Origin of the sequence: Acetobacter fabarum, assembly GCF_022483405.1 — a bacterium.
Lineage (GTDB): Bacteria > Pseudomonadota > Alphaproteobacteria > Acetobacterales > Acetobacteraceae > Acetobacter > Acetobacter fabarum.
This window is the reverse complement of record NZ_JAKVNI010000001.1, coordinates 2,153,504-2,170,695: the sequence shown is the minus strand read 5'-3', so window position 1 is coordinate 2,170,695 and position 17,192 is coordinate 2,153,504. Positions and strand designations below refer to the sequence as shown.

The window sequence follows — 17,192 nt, the reverse complement described above, 5'->3', positions numbered from 1 at the left end:
TGGCCTGCTCGTGATATCCCTTTACCGCAAACAACGGGTTTTTGGCATTATCGGGCGGAGTGGTTCGGGTAAAACGCACCTTGTTAGCCGTCTTATTTCTTGTTTTTGCCAACGCGGGCTAAGTGTTTCCACAATCAAACATACCCATCATGGGGTGGATATGGATACACCGGGAAAAGATACATTCCAGCATAGGCAAAGTGGGGCGGCGGAAGTTATGCTTGCAACACCTGCGCGCTGGTTTTTACAGCACCAAAGCCCGACCCCACCCAAGCTGAATGACCTGCTCAAGGCCATGCAGCCAGTTGATCTGATTTTGGTGGAAGGGTTCCATGCCGACGTTCCGGCCTGTGTAGAAGTCTGGCGCCCTATAACTGGGAAAGAGCCGCTATTTATCAATAACCCTCATATTCAGGTTATTGCTACAGATAATATCCCTATGAAAAACCCAGAAGAAAAAAAGGTTTTTCTTCCCTTGGATGATACACAATCTATTGCTGATTATATTGAGAGTAATACTTTTTTGTGGAATATAGCGTAAAAATACGCAGTCACATTCTATACACTGCAAAACAGTGTTGCGGAACACCAGTCTCCAATTTCTATAGCTTGCCCGGGAGGAACTTGCAGAATCCCATCAGCGCGGGAAAAACAGAGAACATCAGATGTACCTTGTGAAGGCACAAGAGAGAACACCCCTTCCTTACCACTTTGGGCGTAGGTAACCGGCATAAAGCCAGTTGCATCTGACAGAGCAGAAAAAGAAAAACTGCTTCTTCCCTGTATGGTTGGGAAGAGTGCGAGGGTTGGTCTGTGCTCCGTCCATGAGCGGAGGAATGGCAGAACAAAAACCTGCGCACATATAGTCGTAGCCCCCGGATTGCCGGGTAGGCAAAATACGGGCACCGGGCCTAGCCGCATAAGAGTAAACGGTTTGCCCGGCCGGATTTTGGCACGCCGGAACAGGCAGGCTGCGCCAAGCTGTTCCATAACCGGTAGCACATTATCTGTCTGCCCAACAGAAATACCCCCGGTGGTAACCAGAATATCCGAGTGTTCTGCCAGTTCAGATATGGCCGCTTGCAGGTCCTCACGGCTGTCAGAACGCACAATGCGGCTTGTTACAGTTGCACCCTGCCGCGTTAACATTGCATGGAGCAGTGGGGTATTAATTTCCGCCCGGCTATCCGGGGCGGAGAGAGCAAACTCGGCCCCACTGGCAATAACACCCACCCGACAAGGCCTGTAAACCGGAACCTGTTTGATATTCTGGCTGACAAGAAGTGCTATATGCCGCCAGTCAAGCTTCTGGCCAGCGGTAAGCAGGGTAGAACCAGCGGCAAACTCTTCCCCCACCCGGCGGATGTTTTTGCCAACGGCTATGTCTGACAGGGCAAGATGGAGCAAACCGTCGTGCACTTCCACCCGTTCACGCGCGATTATGCAGTCTGCCCCTGTGGGGAGGCGGGCACCTGTTAGAATGGTCGCGGCAGTGCCTTTATTGTGGGGTGCAGGCTGGTCCCCGGCAACAACGTAATCCCGCAAGGGAATGGTGCAGCGCGCCTGGCCGGTATCCACAATATCAGCACAACAGAACGCATAACCATCCATGGCGGAAATATCGGCTTCTGGCCGTGGAGACACCGCATGCAGTGCTGTGGCCAGAACGCGCCCATCGGCCTGATGGATGGGGACGTATTCAACTTCCGGGGCTGGCAGCGTTGTAACCAGCGCCGATAAAATACGTTGCGCGTGCTCGTAGCTTACCATGGCCGGGACAGGTGTGTGTTCAGTAGCAGCCGATGGTTGAAGTAAGTGCACGCGACAGTCCGTAACGTTGTTATGCAGGGAAGGAGAACGGGTTAATACCTACACGCATAAAGCCTTCTGTTTCCATAGCACTGTCCAGCAGTAAGCTCCCCAGATCATCAGCCACGGCTTCCAGTTCCGGGTCATAATCCAGACGGAGCGTTTTAATGTAGCTTTTGCAGTCCCCGCAGGTTTCGATCTGGATAGCAGATTTTGCGTCATCCAGCGTCCAGTGATCCATCTGCCCGCTGGCGTCACAGGCTACACAAACAGCTCGGACCCGGTGCCAGCGTACTTCGCACAGGCTGCATTGCAGGTAGCGTAACCCTTCGCGCGCGCCGCCCATAACAAGGCTGGCAACTGGCGGGGCATGGCAGCATGGGCAGTGTGTGGCATGCGCCAGAGGTTGTGTAATGCCCTCCCCTTGCTTGCGTGCAACAGCCTGCGCCCAACAGGTAGAAAGAGCTGCCCACAGCACAACGGCAACACCGGCATCAACCTGTGCATAATCGGCCCGCAAAAGGTGCGTGGCGGCTTTGACAAGCTCCGTTTTGTCGGCAGACAGAGTGCCAAGTGCCTGAGCCACTTTTTGCGGAAGCATGGGCGTAAGCTGTGTCGCGAGTGTTGCGTAGGCAGCCTGCCAGCACTGTATGTTGCCAAGGCTGTGTTCGAGTTGTGTTGTGTCGGAAATGCCCTGTTTGAGCAGGTTATGAATGGCCTCTACATCAGCCTGCTCAAGAGGTGCTTGCGCAAGACTATCCCGCTGGGCCTGCACCAGATGCGTTAGAAAACGAAAATACTCTCCGTTCTCGCCCTGCAAAAGAGCCTGTGCCTTCAACCGTTCAATACGGCGGGCATAAAGCTTGTCCAGCATGGGGTAAATGGCTGGATCAATCGCCACAACCCCGGGGGTGCGTTTATCCGGGGCGACAATATCTGAACTGCTCAGCATCAGCCATGCCTTTTGGATGGCAGGGGTTTGGTCGGCGCGACTTCTTCTTCATACCAGCGGTCATGATGCTGCCGGGCCCATGCGCGTGAGACATAGCCACTGATCATGCCGCCAATGGAGCCACGTACCCAGATGCCCATGTAAATATGCCCGATAACCAGCAGGATAAGTGCCAGCCCGGCAACGGAATGCGCCAGAAGTGCAAGGCGGAGAACAGGGATGGGAAACAGCGCGGCAAAGTACGCCCGCCAGATCATCAAACCGCTAACAAACAGCAGACTGATCAAGGACATAATGCCCCAGAACAGGATCTTCTGCCCCGCATTGTATTTGCCGATCTGGAGTTTTTGCCCGTGCTTGTTCAACAGCACATCCACAATATGCTTGAACCATGTCAGGTCCGTGCGCACAAAAAGGTTGTGGTGCACAAAACGGACAAACATGCACATAAGCAACCCAAAAACAGCAATGCCTAAAAAGGGATGCAGCACACGGGCAAGCTGTGGCGGGCCAAGCACATAACCCAGCCAGTTCAGGCTCGGGAAGAACCAGGACAGCCCTGAAAGAGCGACCAGCATAAAGCACGACACCATGCTCCAGTGGAACAGGCGGTCAATAAGCTTGGTACGTAAGACCAGATTGCTGTTGTCCATTATGCATCCCTCCCGTTGTCGTTCGGGCCCTGCCCTGCATCTTCCAGTTCTTTTTCTGGCTCAGCTGGCGGTGTTTCGTCTGTCGTGTTGGCACCAACGCCCATATAGTGGGCAAAAGCCCCGGCCAGAGTTGCAATAAACCCAAGCGCGCCTACGGGTTTAAGCCACTCTTTCCAGCCACGGACAACGGGGCTGATATGCGGGTCATCTGGCAGGCGGTGGTACAGGCTGGGCTGGTCCGCATGGGTGAGAACATACATAACATGCGTGCCCCCCACACCGGCGGGGTCGTAAAGCCCTGCGCCTTCATGGCCACGCCCTTTGAGTTCTTCTACCCGTGTGTCCGCAAGGTCGATCATCTCGGCTTTGGAGCCAAAGGAGATTGCACCAGTCGGGCAGGTTTTAACGCAGGCAGGCTCCTGTCCCACGGCAACCCTGTCTGCGCAGAGAGTGCACTTGTAGGCCCGGTTGTCTTTTTTGCTGATGCGGGGAATATCAAACGGACAGCCCGCAACGCAGTAACCGCAGCCGATGCACTGTTCGGACTGAAAATCCACAATGCCGTTGGCAAACTGCAAAATGGCCCCCGGGCTCGGGCATGCCTTCAGGCAACCCGGCTCGGCGCAGTGCATGCAGCCTTCCTTGCGTAACAGCCATTCCAGTTTGCCCGCTTCATCCTCACGTTCATCAAAGCGGATAACGGTCCAAGTTTCCGGCGTCAGGTTGGCAGGGTTGTCGTACACCCCCACGTTGTGTCCGACCTCATCCCGCAGGTCATTCCATTCCGAACAGGCGACCTGACACCCCTTGCACCCGGTGCAAAGGGAGACGTCAATCAGCTTGGCCACTTCCTGTTCATGACTGCGGGCCTGTGGCAGCGGCGTCAGTCCGTTGGTGGCGGAGCGGCGGATAATGTCTTGTGACTGCATACCCATCAGCGCACCTCAGACTTTCTCAACATTAACAAGAAAAGCTTTAAATTCAGGCGTCTGGGAGTTGGCATCCCCAATAGCCGGAGTAAGCGTGTTTGCCAGATACCCCTTTTGGGTCGCGCCCTTGAAGCCCCAGTGGCACGGCACACCGACCTGATCCAGATCCTTGCCCATAACACTCAGGCGCTTGAGCCTTTTTGTGACCACGGCTTTGGCCTCGATATACCCCCGGTGGGAGGAAACGCGCACCATATCACCCGCAGCAATGCCAAGCTTGCCTGCCAGTTTGTCTCCAATTTCCACAAACTGTTCAGGCTGCATGATGGCATTCAGTCTGGAGTGTTTTGTCCAGTGCCGGAACAGCTCCGTAATGGAATATGTCGTGGCCACATACGGATACTGGGCCGGGTCGCCCATACGGGGCTTTTCGTCCGCATAAAAGCGTGCAGCCGGGTTGCGGAGCGTGGTTTTACCCAGCGCAGAGGACAGAACCGGGGTTTCGGTTGGTTCGTAATGTTCCGGGAATGGCCCATCAACCAGCTTGTCACCACCGGCAAACAAGAGGCCAACGCCTTCACTGTGCATGATAAACGGCCCAACACCGCTATTGGGTGGAGACGTGACGGGGTAATCCGGCACATCGCCTCCCCCCCAGCGCTGTCCGTCCCAGGCAATAATCTGCCGCTTGGGATCCCATGGACGCCCCTGTACGTCAAGCGAAGCGCGGTTATACAGGATACGGCGGTTGGCAGGCCATGCCCATGCCCAGCCGGGCGTGGTGCCCAGACCAGTATCGGTATTGTCGCGCCGGGCCATCTGGTTCCCTGCTTCGGTCCAGGAGCCGGCAAAAATCCAGCAGTAGCTGGCTGTGGTACCGTCATCTTTCATGACCGAAAAATCAGGCAGCAGTTCGCCCCTGCGCACAACAACCCGCCCCTTGTCGTCCGTTATGTCGGCCAGTGCGTAGCCATTGGCTTCCTTGGCGACTTCTTCAGGAGTCGGGTCTTCGGGGTCCTGATAGTTCCACTGCATATTCAGGACAGGTTCGGGGCTTACGCCGCCTTCCTTGGCATACAGCGCCCGGAGCTTGGTAAAAATGGTGCCGATAATACGGCCATCGTTCCACGCATCGCCCGGTGGTCTGGCGCCTTCGTAGTGCCATTGCAACCAGCGCGCAGAATTGACGATAGACCCGTTTTCCTCCGCAAAGCAGGATGCAGGCAGCCTGAAGACTTCCGTCTGGATGTCCTCAGGCTTCACATCATTAAAGGTGCCTTCATTCTGCCAGAAGTTGGCGGTTTCCGTATCCAGCGGGTCCATGGTGATCAGGAACCGGAGTTTGGAAAGCGCATCACGCATGCGGTTTTTATCCGGCATGGCGGCAAGGGGGTTAAAGCCCTGCGCAATGTAACCGTTAACCTTGCCCTGATGCATCATTTCAAAATAGGCCAGCATATCGTAGCTGCGGTCCCATTTTGGCAGCCAGTCGTAACCCCAGTTGTTTGTGGGTGTTGCGTGGTCACCCCACAGGGTTTTCATCAGGCTGACAAAGAATTTGGGCGTATTGTGCCAGTAATTGACCTGCCCCGGTTCGTCCGCATGCGGGGTTACGGCTTGCAGGTAGGTATCCAGCGTCTGCTGGCTGTCCTTGGGCAGGTTCATATAACCCGGCAGGCGGAGCGACAGCAGCCCGAGGTCGGTATAACCCTGGATGTTGGAATGTCCGCGCAGGGCATTGAGGCCACCACCGGGCATGCCAACATTACCAAGCAGAAGCTGAATCATGGCGGCGGTGCGAATGATCTGCGTGCCGTTGGTGTGGTGTGTCCAGCCCAGTGCGAACAGGATGGTTGACGTCAGGTCCGGTGCGCTGGTCGCTGCAAGGGTTTCGCAGACATGCAGAAAGTCTTTTTCTGGCGTGCCGGTAATCTGCGTTACCACATCGGGTGTATAGCGTGCGGCGTGCTCGCGTAGCAGGTTGATGACACAACGCGGGTTCTGCAACGTTGGGTCGGTAACGGCATATCCTTGCGCGTCACGCTCATAGGCCCAGGAAGACTTATCGTAGCTCCGCTTTTCAGCGTCGTAACCGCTAAACAGCCCTTCATGGAAGCTGAAGTCCTCACGCACCACAAACGATGCATTGGTGTAGGACTTCACATACTCATGCTGGATCTGGTCATGGGTGAGCAGGTAGTTGATCACCCCCAGCAAAAATGCGCCGTCCGAACCTGCGCGGATGGGGGCATAAAAGTCTGCTACGGCTGCACTGCGGTTGAACCGGGGGTCCACCACCATAACCTTGGCGCCGTTGCGGATTTTGGCTTCCATGACCCATTTAAAGCCAACCGGGTGCGCTTCAGCCGGGTTGCCGCCCATAATCAGCACAACGTTGGCGTTTTTAATGTCCACCCAGTTGTTGGTCATGGCGCCGCGGCCAAGGGTTGGACCAAGGGCAGAAACGGTGGGGCCGTGGCATAGGCGGGCCTGACAGTCCAGAGCCAGCATGCCCATGGACCGGGCGAATTTAAAATCCAGCAGACCGGTTTCGTTGCTGGCTGCGGAGGACGCCAGCATACCCGTTGTGAGCCAACGGTTAACGGTTTCGCCTTTTTCGTTCTTCGCTATGAAGTTCTTGTCACGATCATCCTTGAGCAGGCGGGCAATACGGTCCGTAGCCTCTTCCCAGCTGATCCGGGTCCATTCCTTGCTGCCGGGGGCACGATAGGAAGGATAATGCAGGCGGCCTTCGCTGTGAATGAAATCCACCAGCCCAGCCCCTTTGGGGCATAGGGAGCCACGGCTTACAGGATGGTCTGGGTCGCCTTCGATATGGAAGATGCTGGGCTTGGCGTTTTTGGCACCGTCACCCAGAGAATACATGAGCAGCCCACAGCCAACCGAACAATATGTGCAGTTGTTCCGTGTTTCCTTTGCACGTAGCAGCTTGTACTGCCGCGTTTCCTGCGCAAAAGCCTGTGGTGGGGCAAAACCAAGGGCAATGGCGCTGGCTCCCCCCACGCACGTTCCTGCACTTTTTAAAAACTCTCTGCGCCCCAGAGCCATCTGAACCATCCCGGTTTTGTAAAGAAATAGTAATACTGAACCTGTATATATACTTTGCAAATTAAAGCATTGATCAGGATCACATTGGCGTGCTTTACCGCCAGATATTCGTGCTTTTATGCATAAATGCCGGGGAGTGTGGCACAATTGCAAGCACGAAACGTGCCAACTGCCCCCGAGGCGGGCAAAATATAGCAGTTATCTATATTTGGTCGTATATAGATATATGGCGGGATATTTTTAAATTATACTTAATCTGCACAATGGCACTGCAATCCCAGAAGCGACTTCCCTGCTCTTCATGATGTGGAGGGATGGAAGGAGCCAGCCATCAGATTATTCATTGCTAGAGCAGGCGATGGATAGAACATGTAAAAATAGTGTGGCGCAGTAAAAATGCACCACACTATTGTATGAAAAGAGTTCCCAATACCTAGAGAAAAATCATCTCGTCTCTAGGTGTTTGGAGTTATGCGTCGCTTTTCAAAAACTCTTGGTAATATTCGTCTGCCATCTTGCGCAAAGAACGCCCGATGGCTGCATACTGATATTCGCTCAGATTCGCCAAAGATGCACGGGCTGCGGGCTTTTGCACCCCAAAGCCTTCACCGGGCAGAAGAACAATGCCGGTTTCATCAGCTATGCGGAACAGCATTTCGCCCGTGCTGGCACGCTTGAGCATCCACTTGGCGAACTTTTTACCATACAGCTCACGCGCAACCGTTTCCAGGTCGATGAGCGTATAATAGTCAACTGCGTTGGCGTCTTCCTTGGGTTCAACACCAAGTTCGCGGTAGAGCGTTGCTTCCCTGCGACGAATAACTGCCTTGAGAGAAGCCTTGTAGTGGCTGGTTTCGTCCATCAGGGCAAAGAGGGCGAACAGCACCATCTGCACCTGCTGGGGGGTGGAAAGGCCGGCTGTATGGTTCAGGGCGACTGCACGGCTGTCTGCCACAAGACGATCAATGAACTTGAGTGCGCCGGCATCTGTTGTCAGGCTGGAATAACGCCGCCCGAGGTCTTTGCGCACGCCTTCGGGAAGAGCGCGGAGCAGGCCATCAATGGCGTTGTCCTTGTGAACGCCAATAACGCCCAGACGCCAGCCGGTTGCCCCAAAATATTTGGAGAAGGAGTAAACCAGAATGGTGTTGGCCGGACACACCGCATAGAGCGAGCGGAAGTCATCTGCAAAAGTGCCATACACATCATCAGTTAGGATCATCAAGTCAGGACGATCATTTTTGACAATGGATGCAATCAGTTCCAGCGAGGTGTCATCCATTTTAACGGATGGCGGATTACTGGGGTTGACGCAGAAGAAGATTTTAACCGCCGGGTCCTTCAGCTTTTCCAGCTCAGAAGCAGGATACTGCCAGTTCATGCTCGGGTCGGCATGAATGGAAACCACTTCCAGCCCGTATTCGTCCAGCTGTGGGATTTCAATGTAAGGCGAGAAAACGGGTAGACCGATAGCGACTTTATCTCCCTTCTTCACCAAGCCATTCTGCTTGAGCGTGTTGAAGATATAAGCCATGGCGGCAGTGCCGCCTTCGGTTGCAAAAAAGTCCGTGCTTTCAACCGGCAGGGCGCTGCCCACCATTTCACGCAGCACGTAGTGGCCTGCAATCTGCTCGCTCATGCTCAGCATGCGTGGTGGGGTCGGGTAATTGCACCCCAGGATGCCCTCAACCATTTCATGCAGGAAGGCGGAAGCGGAAAGCCCCATTTGGTCGCGCACATAGCTGAGTGCCCGACCCAGAAAGAAAATGCCGCTTTTGTCACGGTTGTCAGCCAGAAAACGCTCAAAGCGTTCTTCAATGCCTTCAACACGTGCCTGACCGCCCACGCCAGCCGTCATGTAGGAAAATGACAGTTCAGATTCCGAAACGGCAAACTGACCAAGGTGGAAAAAAGCCGAGCGAGGGAGCGTGGCCAAAAAATTCGGGTTGCCGCGGCCAGCATTCAGCATGGCGCGGTCTGTATGGCTGGATGCCAGACGAATGAGTTCGTCTTTCAGCTCAAACGGGCTGAGATCTTTGAACTTGGCGTAATCAATAGCCATCGTGTTCTCGCTTTCAGAAAATGCAAAACAGGGTCAGGAAAAAGCAACAACCAAAGGCCCGAGCAGGGTCAGCAGCACGTTTGCCACGGCATAGGTAATGGCAAAGGGGGTTGTTGGAACAGAATTGCCAGCTTTGTTCAGGACTTCCCCAAAAGCCGGATTGGCACTGCGTGAGCCAGCCAGAGCACCTGCAAAAATGGCGGTATTATCGTAACGCAGCACATAACGGCCGAACAGCATGGTCAGCACAAGCGGCACAAGCGTTACAACAACCCCGAGCATGAACAGCGTAACGCCGTGCTCGACAATGGTTGCCACAGCCTGCTGGCCGGTTTGCAGCCCAGTGACCGCAACAAAGCCGGAAAGGCCAAGGTCCACCAGCAGAGCGGAAGATGCCACGGGCATATTCCCTTTTGTGCTATGTTTGCTCTGGTACCAGCCAAACAAAAGGCCGGATAGCAAAGCGCCCCCACCACTGCCCAAAGTCAGGGGAACAGAGCCCAGACGCACAACCACCAGCCCCATCAACAGGCCCAGAACCAAGCCGCAGCCATGGAAAACAAGGTCGGTTTTTATGCTGCTGGTCAGGATTGGCCCCAACTGGGCTGCAACGCGCTGTACGTCCTGACTAGTGCCATAGAGCGAGATAATATCGCCCGATACGGCACGCAGGTCAGCATTCAGGGGAACGGGCTTTCCGTTCCGGCTGACACCCATCAGGTAAACGCCATGCCGTGCGGATGCTGCGAGCTGCTGCACACATTCTGGCATCGTCTTGCCAAAAAATGCCTTGTTGGTCAGGGCGATGTCGCGACGCACCATGGTGACATCCATGCCGTCTGCGTTGCGCATTTCCTTGCCCAGCGTCTGCCCAGCAGCAATAACATCGGCCCGGTGCCCAAAGAGCAGGATAACATCCCCTGCGGCAAGCTGTGTTTCTGGCGCAAGACCGAGGATACTGCCGTTGCGGCGTATCTGCTCCACGGTAACTGCGGGTGTTTCTATCTGGCTAACCGTTTGCCCGCTTTGCGCAACGGTAAAAATACGCCCGACCAGTTCCGGCAACGCAGATTGTTCACCGTCTGCATAAATATGCACACCGCCCATCTGTGCGGCTTCGGCCTTCAAGGCGTCTTCACGAATGCCGCGCTTGGTGAGCCAAGGCAGAATATTAACGCAAAGAATAATGGGGCCCAAAGAGCCAAAAATATAGGTAACCGCGTATCCAACCGCGACATTCCCCTGCATCTGCTGGACCTGAGCAAGCGGAAGCCCCATTTTTTCCAAGGCGGAACTGGCTGTTCCAATAATGGCGGACTGGGTGAGGCCACCTGCGGCAATGCCAGCAGCCAGCCCTTTGTCCAGATGGAAGATACGGGCAACGGTTACAACAGTCAGCAGGCCACTTACGGCCAGAACAACAGCCATAAGCACTTCCCGCATGGATTGACGCCCCAGCGAGCGAAAAAACTGCGGACCGCTTTGAAAACCAACGGCATAAATAAAGAGTGCAAACAGCACGGCCTTAATGCCGGAATCAATGTGAATACCAATTTGACTGATTGCAACAGCGGCAAGCAGTGATCCAGCTACCCCACCAAGCTGGAAGGAACCAAAGCGGATTTTTCCTATAGCGTAGCCAATTGCAATGGCCAGAAACAGCGCAATTTCTGGGCATGAATTGAGCAGCGTTTTAACAAAATTCGTTATTTCCATGCAGTAGGAACTTCGCTTCTCTGGTTTTCAAAGCCTACATTTCTGTTGTGACAGGCTGTGCTGTCAAGTGACTCTTTCAGGGATTGCAAATATTGCCACGAACAATAGTTGCAATCCCGGATTGTTACGGTATGCCTACAAAGTAAATATTCGTGTTTTAATCGGTATTATTTCCATACTGTATGGATTTTTCCGTTGGCCGATGTTATACGGGCGGCCCCCATATGATCTGTATTAAGTGCGGCAAAGAACGATAAAAATGATAGGTAGAACAACAAAAAATTATCAGAAATTGCTTGCTGCATCAGGGGTCCTGCTGACTTTTTACATGGGAACAGCGCGCGCGGCAGATGGGCAGTGGTACACAGGCTCACTCGTCTCCCCTTCCGGGGCAGAAGCGCATGCGGGTCTTATTGGTATTGAACCCTATTATAGCTACACACAGCCGATTGGCCGCTTTGCGTCGGATGGTACCAGCCATCCGCAGCATCCGCGGCAACAGACGTTTAGCAACTCCACCATGTGGAAGTACGGTATTACTGACCATATCAGTATTCAGGCACATACCGTGGTTAATTACGGCTGGGAGCGTGGGCAGGGTCACTCTTCCGGGCCTAAATTCGGCGATTTTCCAGTAGATATGGTCTGGCGGTTTGTGGACCCTAATCCTAAAAAATACATTCCGGCCTTTAACCTTTTTGCCGGGGTGTATTTCCCTACGGGGGATTATAACAAACTACAGCACAAACAGGACAGTAGTGGTACGGGGGCCTATGTGTTCCGTATGGCCATTACTGAGCAATCTACTTACGTTATAAATGGTGGCCACGCCTTGCGTTTGCGCACATGGGGGTGGTTCCGCCATGCGCTTGCTTCTACACATCTGGAAGATGTGACGAGCTATGGCACTGGCAACGGCTTCCATGGTCGTGGTCGCCCTGGAATGAGTGGGCAGACTGGCTTTTCTCTGGAATATGGGCTGAACCATTCGTGGGTTCTGGCCATGGATCTGGCGCGAGACTGGGCAAACGGTTCTCGCATATGGGGCACCAACGCTACGGGCAAGCATGTTGACCGCATTGCCTCCAGCAGTGGTGACTGGCAGATCGCGCCTGCTGTGGAATATAGCTGGAGCCCTCGTTTTGGGGTCATTGTTGGCTCTGCAATCTATTATGCTGGCCACAATACAGGTGTTAAAGTTTCGCCGCAGTTTGCGGTGAACATGATTTACTAAAAATAAAAAAGGCATCTCATTACGTAAATGAGATGCCTTGGTGCGAGCCAGAGAGCCGAGCGAATTACGCCAGCGTAAATTCGTTCAGCAATCCTTTAAGCTGGCGGGCCTGTTGTGCCATGCCGGAGCTTGCTGCTGAGGTTTCTTCCACCATTGCCGCGTTCTGGCGAGTGCCCTGATCAATGGTGGAAACTGCATTATTGACTTCCTGCAAAGCCGTAGCCTGTTCGGAGGCTGCTTCTGCAATGGCTTTCAGGTGATCGCCAATATCCGCCACGCTTGAGATAATGGTGCTGATGGCGTGCCCCGCTTCTTCCATGATTGTAACACCGGACAGAACCTGCCCACGGGATGTTTCGACCAGTTCCTTGACCTCCTTGGAGGCATTCCCTGCCCTGTTGGCAAGATCACGGATTTCCTGAGCCAGAACGCGGAACCCACTCCCCGCCTCACCTGCCCGCGCTGCTTCTACGCCGGTATTGAGCGCGAGCAGGTTGGTCTGGATGGCAATGTTGGACATAACATTGGTAATTTTGCTGATAGCCTCGGAGGAGCGCTCAATTTCAGACATCGCGGCCGTTGCGCGATTGATCATGACCCCGAACTGTTCAGTAATATTCTGGCAGTTGTTCACAAAAGCATTGGCTTCTGTCACGCGTGCTGCTGTGGAAGTTACGGTTACTGTAATCTGTTCAACCGCAGCAGCTGTTTTTTCAACCGAGACAGCCTGCTGTTCAGTCCTGTGTGCCAGATCCTGTGCTGCTGTATTGATTTCACCTGCCGTAATATCGATTGTTTCTGTTGTGTCGTTAACAATCCCGAGGGTTTCACGCAGGGATTCAATGGCACCGTTCAAATTATCGCGCAACGGGATGTAAGCGGAAGGCAGTTCCTTGTCCATTTTCTGGGACAGATTGCGCTCTGCAACTTCGCTCAGGATAATCCCAAAGCTGTCCGCCACAAAAGTCTGTTCTCTCAGGATCACTTCATCCCGTGATTTCTGGCGGGCCTTTTCAGCTTCTTCCAGATAAACGGAGATAGTTAAATCCATTTCAAGCATGACCGCCTTGCACAGGCTGGCAATGGCTTCCCCCATTTCTTCTGTGGAAATGGTTGCTTTTTTGGCAAAAAGACCGGTTTTTGGCGTCAGATCAGAGACAATGCTCCGGATCAGGTGATCCAGCACAATAGTGTAGCCGCCAATGTACCAACGCGGCTCTAAGCCAATCCGTGCATGGACACTGCCAATGGTATGCACTTTTTCTGCATATTTCTGATCAAAATTGGCAGAGGAAATATTTTTCCAATGTTCCTGCTGGGCATGTTTTGCATGCGCAATTTTTGCTTCTGTTGGAAAAAAGGAGCTGGTTTCAGGTGTCTTGCGAACCTGCTCGTAAAAAATGTCCAGTGCAATTGGCAGTTCGCGATCAATAATATCCTTGATCAGGCGAATGGAGGCGCAATCCTTGTCCGTTAACTGCATGAATTTGCGACGATATTCCAGGTCTGCAAAATCCTGCGCACGATTTTGTGAATGTCTTATTTCCGTAGAGATGCTATTCATTTTTATTCTCCTACTTCTGTTTTTCTGAGGTTCCTTTTCTGGTCGGGAATGCCCTCCCGGCCAGAAGATGCCTCGGTAATTTAGATAACGTTTTTGAAGAACAGGTATGGACGCCAGACTATGGCGCAAAGGCTGGTCGGGTCTGCATCCAGTGCAGAAGGTCACCCGGGGGCATAGGACGGGCAAACAGGTATCCCTGCATAACGTCGCAGCCCATGGTGCGTAGTCGGGCTTCCTGGAACGTATCTTCCACGCCCTCTGTCACGACATGCACGCCAAGCCGTTTGCCGATATTGATCGCCGCTTCCGTGACGATAAGAGAACTGACGTCTTTTTCGAAATTGATGATAAAACTGCGGTCGATCTTGATTTCGGTCAGTGGCAGATGGGAAATGCGCGACAGGGATGAAAACCCCGTGCCAAAATCATCAAGCGACAAACCAACGCCAATTTCACGCAGGGCGGTAAGCGTTGTCATTGTCTCAATGTTCTGTTGCATCATACCGCCTTCCGTTATTTCAATGGTCAGGCGGTTGGCTGCAAGGTTGTAACGCGCAAGCAGATTGACAATCTGTTCTGTCAGGCTTGGGTTGCTAAAGTGCGCGGCGGACAGGTTTACGCTAACAATGGGAACGTGCAGCCCGGTTTCATCCCATTTCACAAGCTGAATGCAGGCCTGCTCCAGTGACCACAAGCCAATGGCTTCGATCTGGGCAGTTTCTTCGGCAATGGGAATAAAGCGTGAAGGCGGAATGGTGCCTAATGTTGGATGATGCCAGCGTGAAAGCGCTTCCACCCCATACAGCATGTTGTTTTTAATGCTGATCTGGGGTTGGTAAAACAACTCGAGTTCAGAATCCTGAATGGCCTTGCGCAAAGCCGAACCGATGATAACGCGTGCCCGGACATCATCATTGGCAATGCTCCCCAAAAGCCGGAAGCTTTTACGCGCCGTCTTTTTGGCCTCAAGCATGGCCATCTCGGCCCGGTTCAGAATATGCTCGATTTCAAGGCCATCATCCGGGTACAGGCTTATGCCAATACTCAACGAGATGATAATTTCCTGATTATTGATAACAACCGGCTCACGCATTGCCGCAGTCAGATTATCAGCAAAGGTGTTGGCTATGTCATGGTCCCCGTTGGGGATGATCACAACAAAATCGTCACCACCCAGTCGGCCGATTATGAAGTTGCTTCGGCATTGCGAGGTAAGGCGCTGGGCCATGGTTTGTAAAAGGGCATCCCCTTTGTCATACCCCATCAGGTTGTTGATGTCTTGGAACAGATCAACATCCAGCACGAGCAAGGCGAATGGAGAGCTTGCAGCCTGAAGGGTCATATCCTTCAGGATTGTTGTGACGGCATTACGGTTGAGTAGTCCTGTTAGCGCGTCATAGCGATCCAGGCGGCTGAGCTGCAAGCGGGTTTTGCCGCGCTCGATAATAGCAGCGCAGGAGGGCACGCAACCCGCAACAATTTTTTGAGGCCAGTTGGTTATTTTGTCCCGATTACGCGAATAAAGGGCAAAAATGCCAATCAGCTCCCCTGCCCCGTTGCAGATGGCAGAAGCCCAGCAATCCAGAAACTCGCTTTCATACCCGCCGCCAGATTCAGCGTTCCAGACAATGGCGCGTGCTTCTTCAGGGGCTTGGGTTAGCGCTATTATATCCGCGTCAGTCAAGACAATGCGCATAAGCATTGCAATTTTTCTGCGCGATAAGCCCTCCCCGGAGAGAATCTCAAGATTTTGTTCAGAGTTTACCTGTAAAAGAACAGCAACACTGTTGGGGACAAGCTGTTCAGCCTCTGAGCAGAGCATGTCCGCGATGTCCTGTTCTGGAGATTCACCAGAGAGTTCATGGAAAACACGGTTCTGGAGGTCCAGTATTTTTCTGCGATGGCTTTCCTCGGTCACCCCTTTAAGAAAAGCCATGTAATAGCGCTGCCTGTCCGGCCCGATGATGGCGGTGGAAATCGACATTTCAGCCGCGACATAATCGCCATTGGTGCGGCTGAACACAACCTCGCGCGAGGTGCCGACAATATGATTAACGCCAGTATTGCGGTTGTGGTTAATGTAGCCGTCATGCTGTGCGCGATGTTCCATCGGCACAAGGCAGTTCACGTTCTTGCCAATTACGTCTGCCGCAGAACAGCCCCAGAGTTGCTCGGCTGCAGTGTTGAAAAACACAATGTGATTAAGCTGGTTAATAATAACAACGCCATCGGCTGCCTGCTCAAGCATATCAAAATATAATGTCGTGTCGTGAGACAGAGTGAGAGATTCTGAATTGAGCATTGTTAAGCCTTGAATGCGTAAAGGACTATGCAGTGTTTCTGGGCGCAGGCGTTATTTGGGAGAAGGTGTAGCCGACTGACCTCTATTGCGATTACTAATTCCGCAAGCATGGTCCCTGCGGTGAACAACCCGAGGTTTAGTCATTGTTAAACAATGACAACCTCAAAACCTCTTGTAAGTGTACGAAATAACAACCCCGCGCAGCCATATCGAAGTCCTTGTAACTGCGATACAGAGCTAGAATATCAAACGCATCACCTAATTTTTATTCATTTACGCTGCCACAAAAGAATAATTTTTTGATAATATCAAGCCCGTTTAGGGTTTGTTAACAGAATTTCACTCGATTTAGCGTGTCGTGGCTCTGGATGAATGCCTGAACGGCAGAAGAGTATGCTTTATTCGAGTAATGCTTTATTTATTCTCAATTCAAATAAATAAATCCATCTTATTCTTTATGTGATGATTCTGTTCTCGTTTCACTAAACTCGATAGATTCTCGCTCGGATTCAGTGCCGATGTCGCGGGGAGGTTGTGAGATCATTGTGGAAGTTGCAACAGGCGGCAAACGACACATAAGCTGCCACTTTTGCTCGTTCTGCATCGCTCATGCAGGCAAATGCTCTGATAGCTAATGTAGAATTTTATATTTTACGGGAAAAAGTGGCTGGGGGACCTGGATTCGAACCAGGGCTGACCGGGTCAGAGCCGGTAGTTCTACCGCTAAACTATCCCCCAGCAGGACGACGCTTTAGAAGTGTAAAACACCACTTCCTTGCCGGTGACGCTCTACTAGCACCGTCATATTGGGCTTGCAACCCCATCCAACAAAAGAATTTTGTTTTGGGCGCATATTTATCTTGTCCCCAGGCGTCGTGGTCCCCAGAATAAGAGAAGATTCA

General features: G+C 52.9%; 11 protein-coding genes and 1 tRNA gene. 2 read left to right on the top strand and 10 right to left on the bottom strand.

Annotated features, from left to right (window positions below):
* The first annotated feature begins 13 nt into the window (after positions 1-13).
* On the top strand, positions 14-541 hold the full coding sequence (mobB, locus tag LKE65_RS10070) for a molybdopterin-guanine dinucleotide biosynthesis protein B (RefSeq protein WP_278741842.1): 528 nt from the start codon (positions 14-16) through the stop codon (positions 539-541).
* A gap of 17 nt (positions 542-558) precedes the next feature.
* On the opposite strand, the gene LKE65_RS10065 is transcribed toward mobB, so the two are convergent.
* From LKE65_RS10065 to aspT, 7 genes are all read right to left on the bottom strand, one after another.
* Complete coding sequence (locus tag LKE65_RS10065) at positions 559-1,821, bottom strand: molybdopterin molybdotransferase MoeA (protein ID WP_278741240.1); 1,263 nt, start codon at positions 1,819-1,821, stop codon at positions 559-561.
* Between the two features lie 19 nt (positions 1,822-1,840).
* On the bottom strand, positions 1,841-2,761 hold the full coding sequence (gene fdhE / locus LKE65_RS10060) for a formate dehydrogenase accessory protein FdhE (RefSeq protein WP_278741239.1): 921 nt from the start codon (positions 2,759-2,761) through the stop codon (positions 1,841-1,843).
* Positions 2,761-3,414 carry a formate dehydrogenase subunit gamma gene (locus tag LKE65_RS10055; protein WP_086646029.1) on the bottom strand — a complete coding sequence of 218 codons (654 nt, stop codon included), beginning with the start codon at positions 3,412-3,414 and terminating at the stop codon, positions 2,761-2,763. The genes fdhE and LKE65_RS10055 overlap by 1 nt, the downstream gene beginning before the upstream one ends.
* Entirely contained in the window at positions 3,414-4,349 is a 936-nt protein-coding gene (fdxH, locus tag LKE65_RS10050; RefSeq protein WP_086646030.1) for a formate dehydrogenase subunit beta, read from the bottom strand. Before fdxH ends, LKE65_RS10055 begins: the two co-directional genes overlap by 1 nt.
* 9 nt (positions 4,350-4,358) lie before the next feature.
* Entirely contained in the window at positions 4,359-7,412 is a 3,054-nt protein-coding gene (gene fdnG / locus LKE65_RS10045) for a formate dehydrogenase-N subunit alpha (protein ID WP_095350100.1), read from the bottom strand.
* A 469-nt stretch (positions 7,413-7,881) separates the two neighbouring features.
* A complete protein-coding gene (locus tag LKE65_RS10040; protein ID WP_278741237.1) occupies positions 7,882-9,474 on the bottom strand; it encodes a bifunctional aspartate transaminase/aspartate 4-decarboxylase in 1,593 nt (530 codons plus the stop codon).
* A 33-nt stretch (positions 9,475-9,507) separates the two neighbouring features.
* Positions 9,508-11,190, bottom strand: coding sequence for an aspartate-alanine antiporter (aspT, locus tag LKE65_RS10035; protein WP_278741236.1), 1,683 nt, complete (start codon positions 11,188-11,190; stop codon positions 9,508-9,510).
* 328 nt (positions 11,191-11,518) lie between these two features.
* Between aspT and LKE65_RS10030 the strand changes: the two genes are divergently transcribed.
* A complete protein-coding gene (locus tag LKE65_RS10030; protein WP_233129088.1) occupies positions 11,519-12,424 on the top strand; it encodes a hypothetical protein in 906 nt (301 codons plus the stop codon).
* Positions 12,425-12,488: 64 nt separating this feature from the next.
* Here LKE65_RS10030 and LKE65_RS10025 read toward each other — a convergent pair whose 3' ends face one another.
* The 3 genes from LKE65_RS10025 to LKE65_RS10015 form a co-directional block, all read right to left on the bottom strand.
* On the bottom strand, positions 12,489-13,988 hold the full coding sequence (locus LKE65_RS10025; RefSeq protein ID WP_278741235.1) for a globin-coupled sensor protein: 1,500 nt from the start codon (positions 13,986-13,988) through the stop codon (positions 12,489-12,491).
* Positions 13,989-14,106: 118 nt separating this feature from the next.
* Positions 14,107-16,290, bottom strand: coding sequence for an EAL domain-containing protein (locus LKE65_RS10020; protein ID WP_278741234.1), 2,184 nt, complete (start codon positions 16,288-16,290; stop codon positions 14,107-14,109).
* 664 nt (positions 16,291-16,954) lie between these two features.
* A tRNA-Gln gene (locus tag LKE65_RS10015) sits at positions 16,955-17,028 on the bottom strand.
* Between the last annotated feature and the right edge of the window lie 164 nt (positions 17,029-17,192).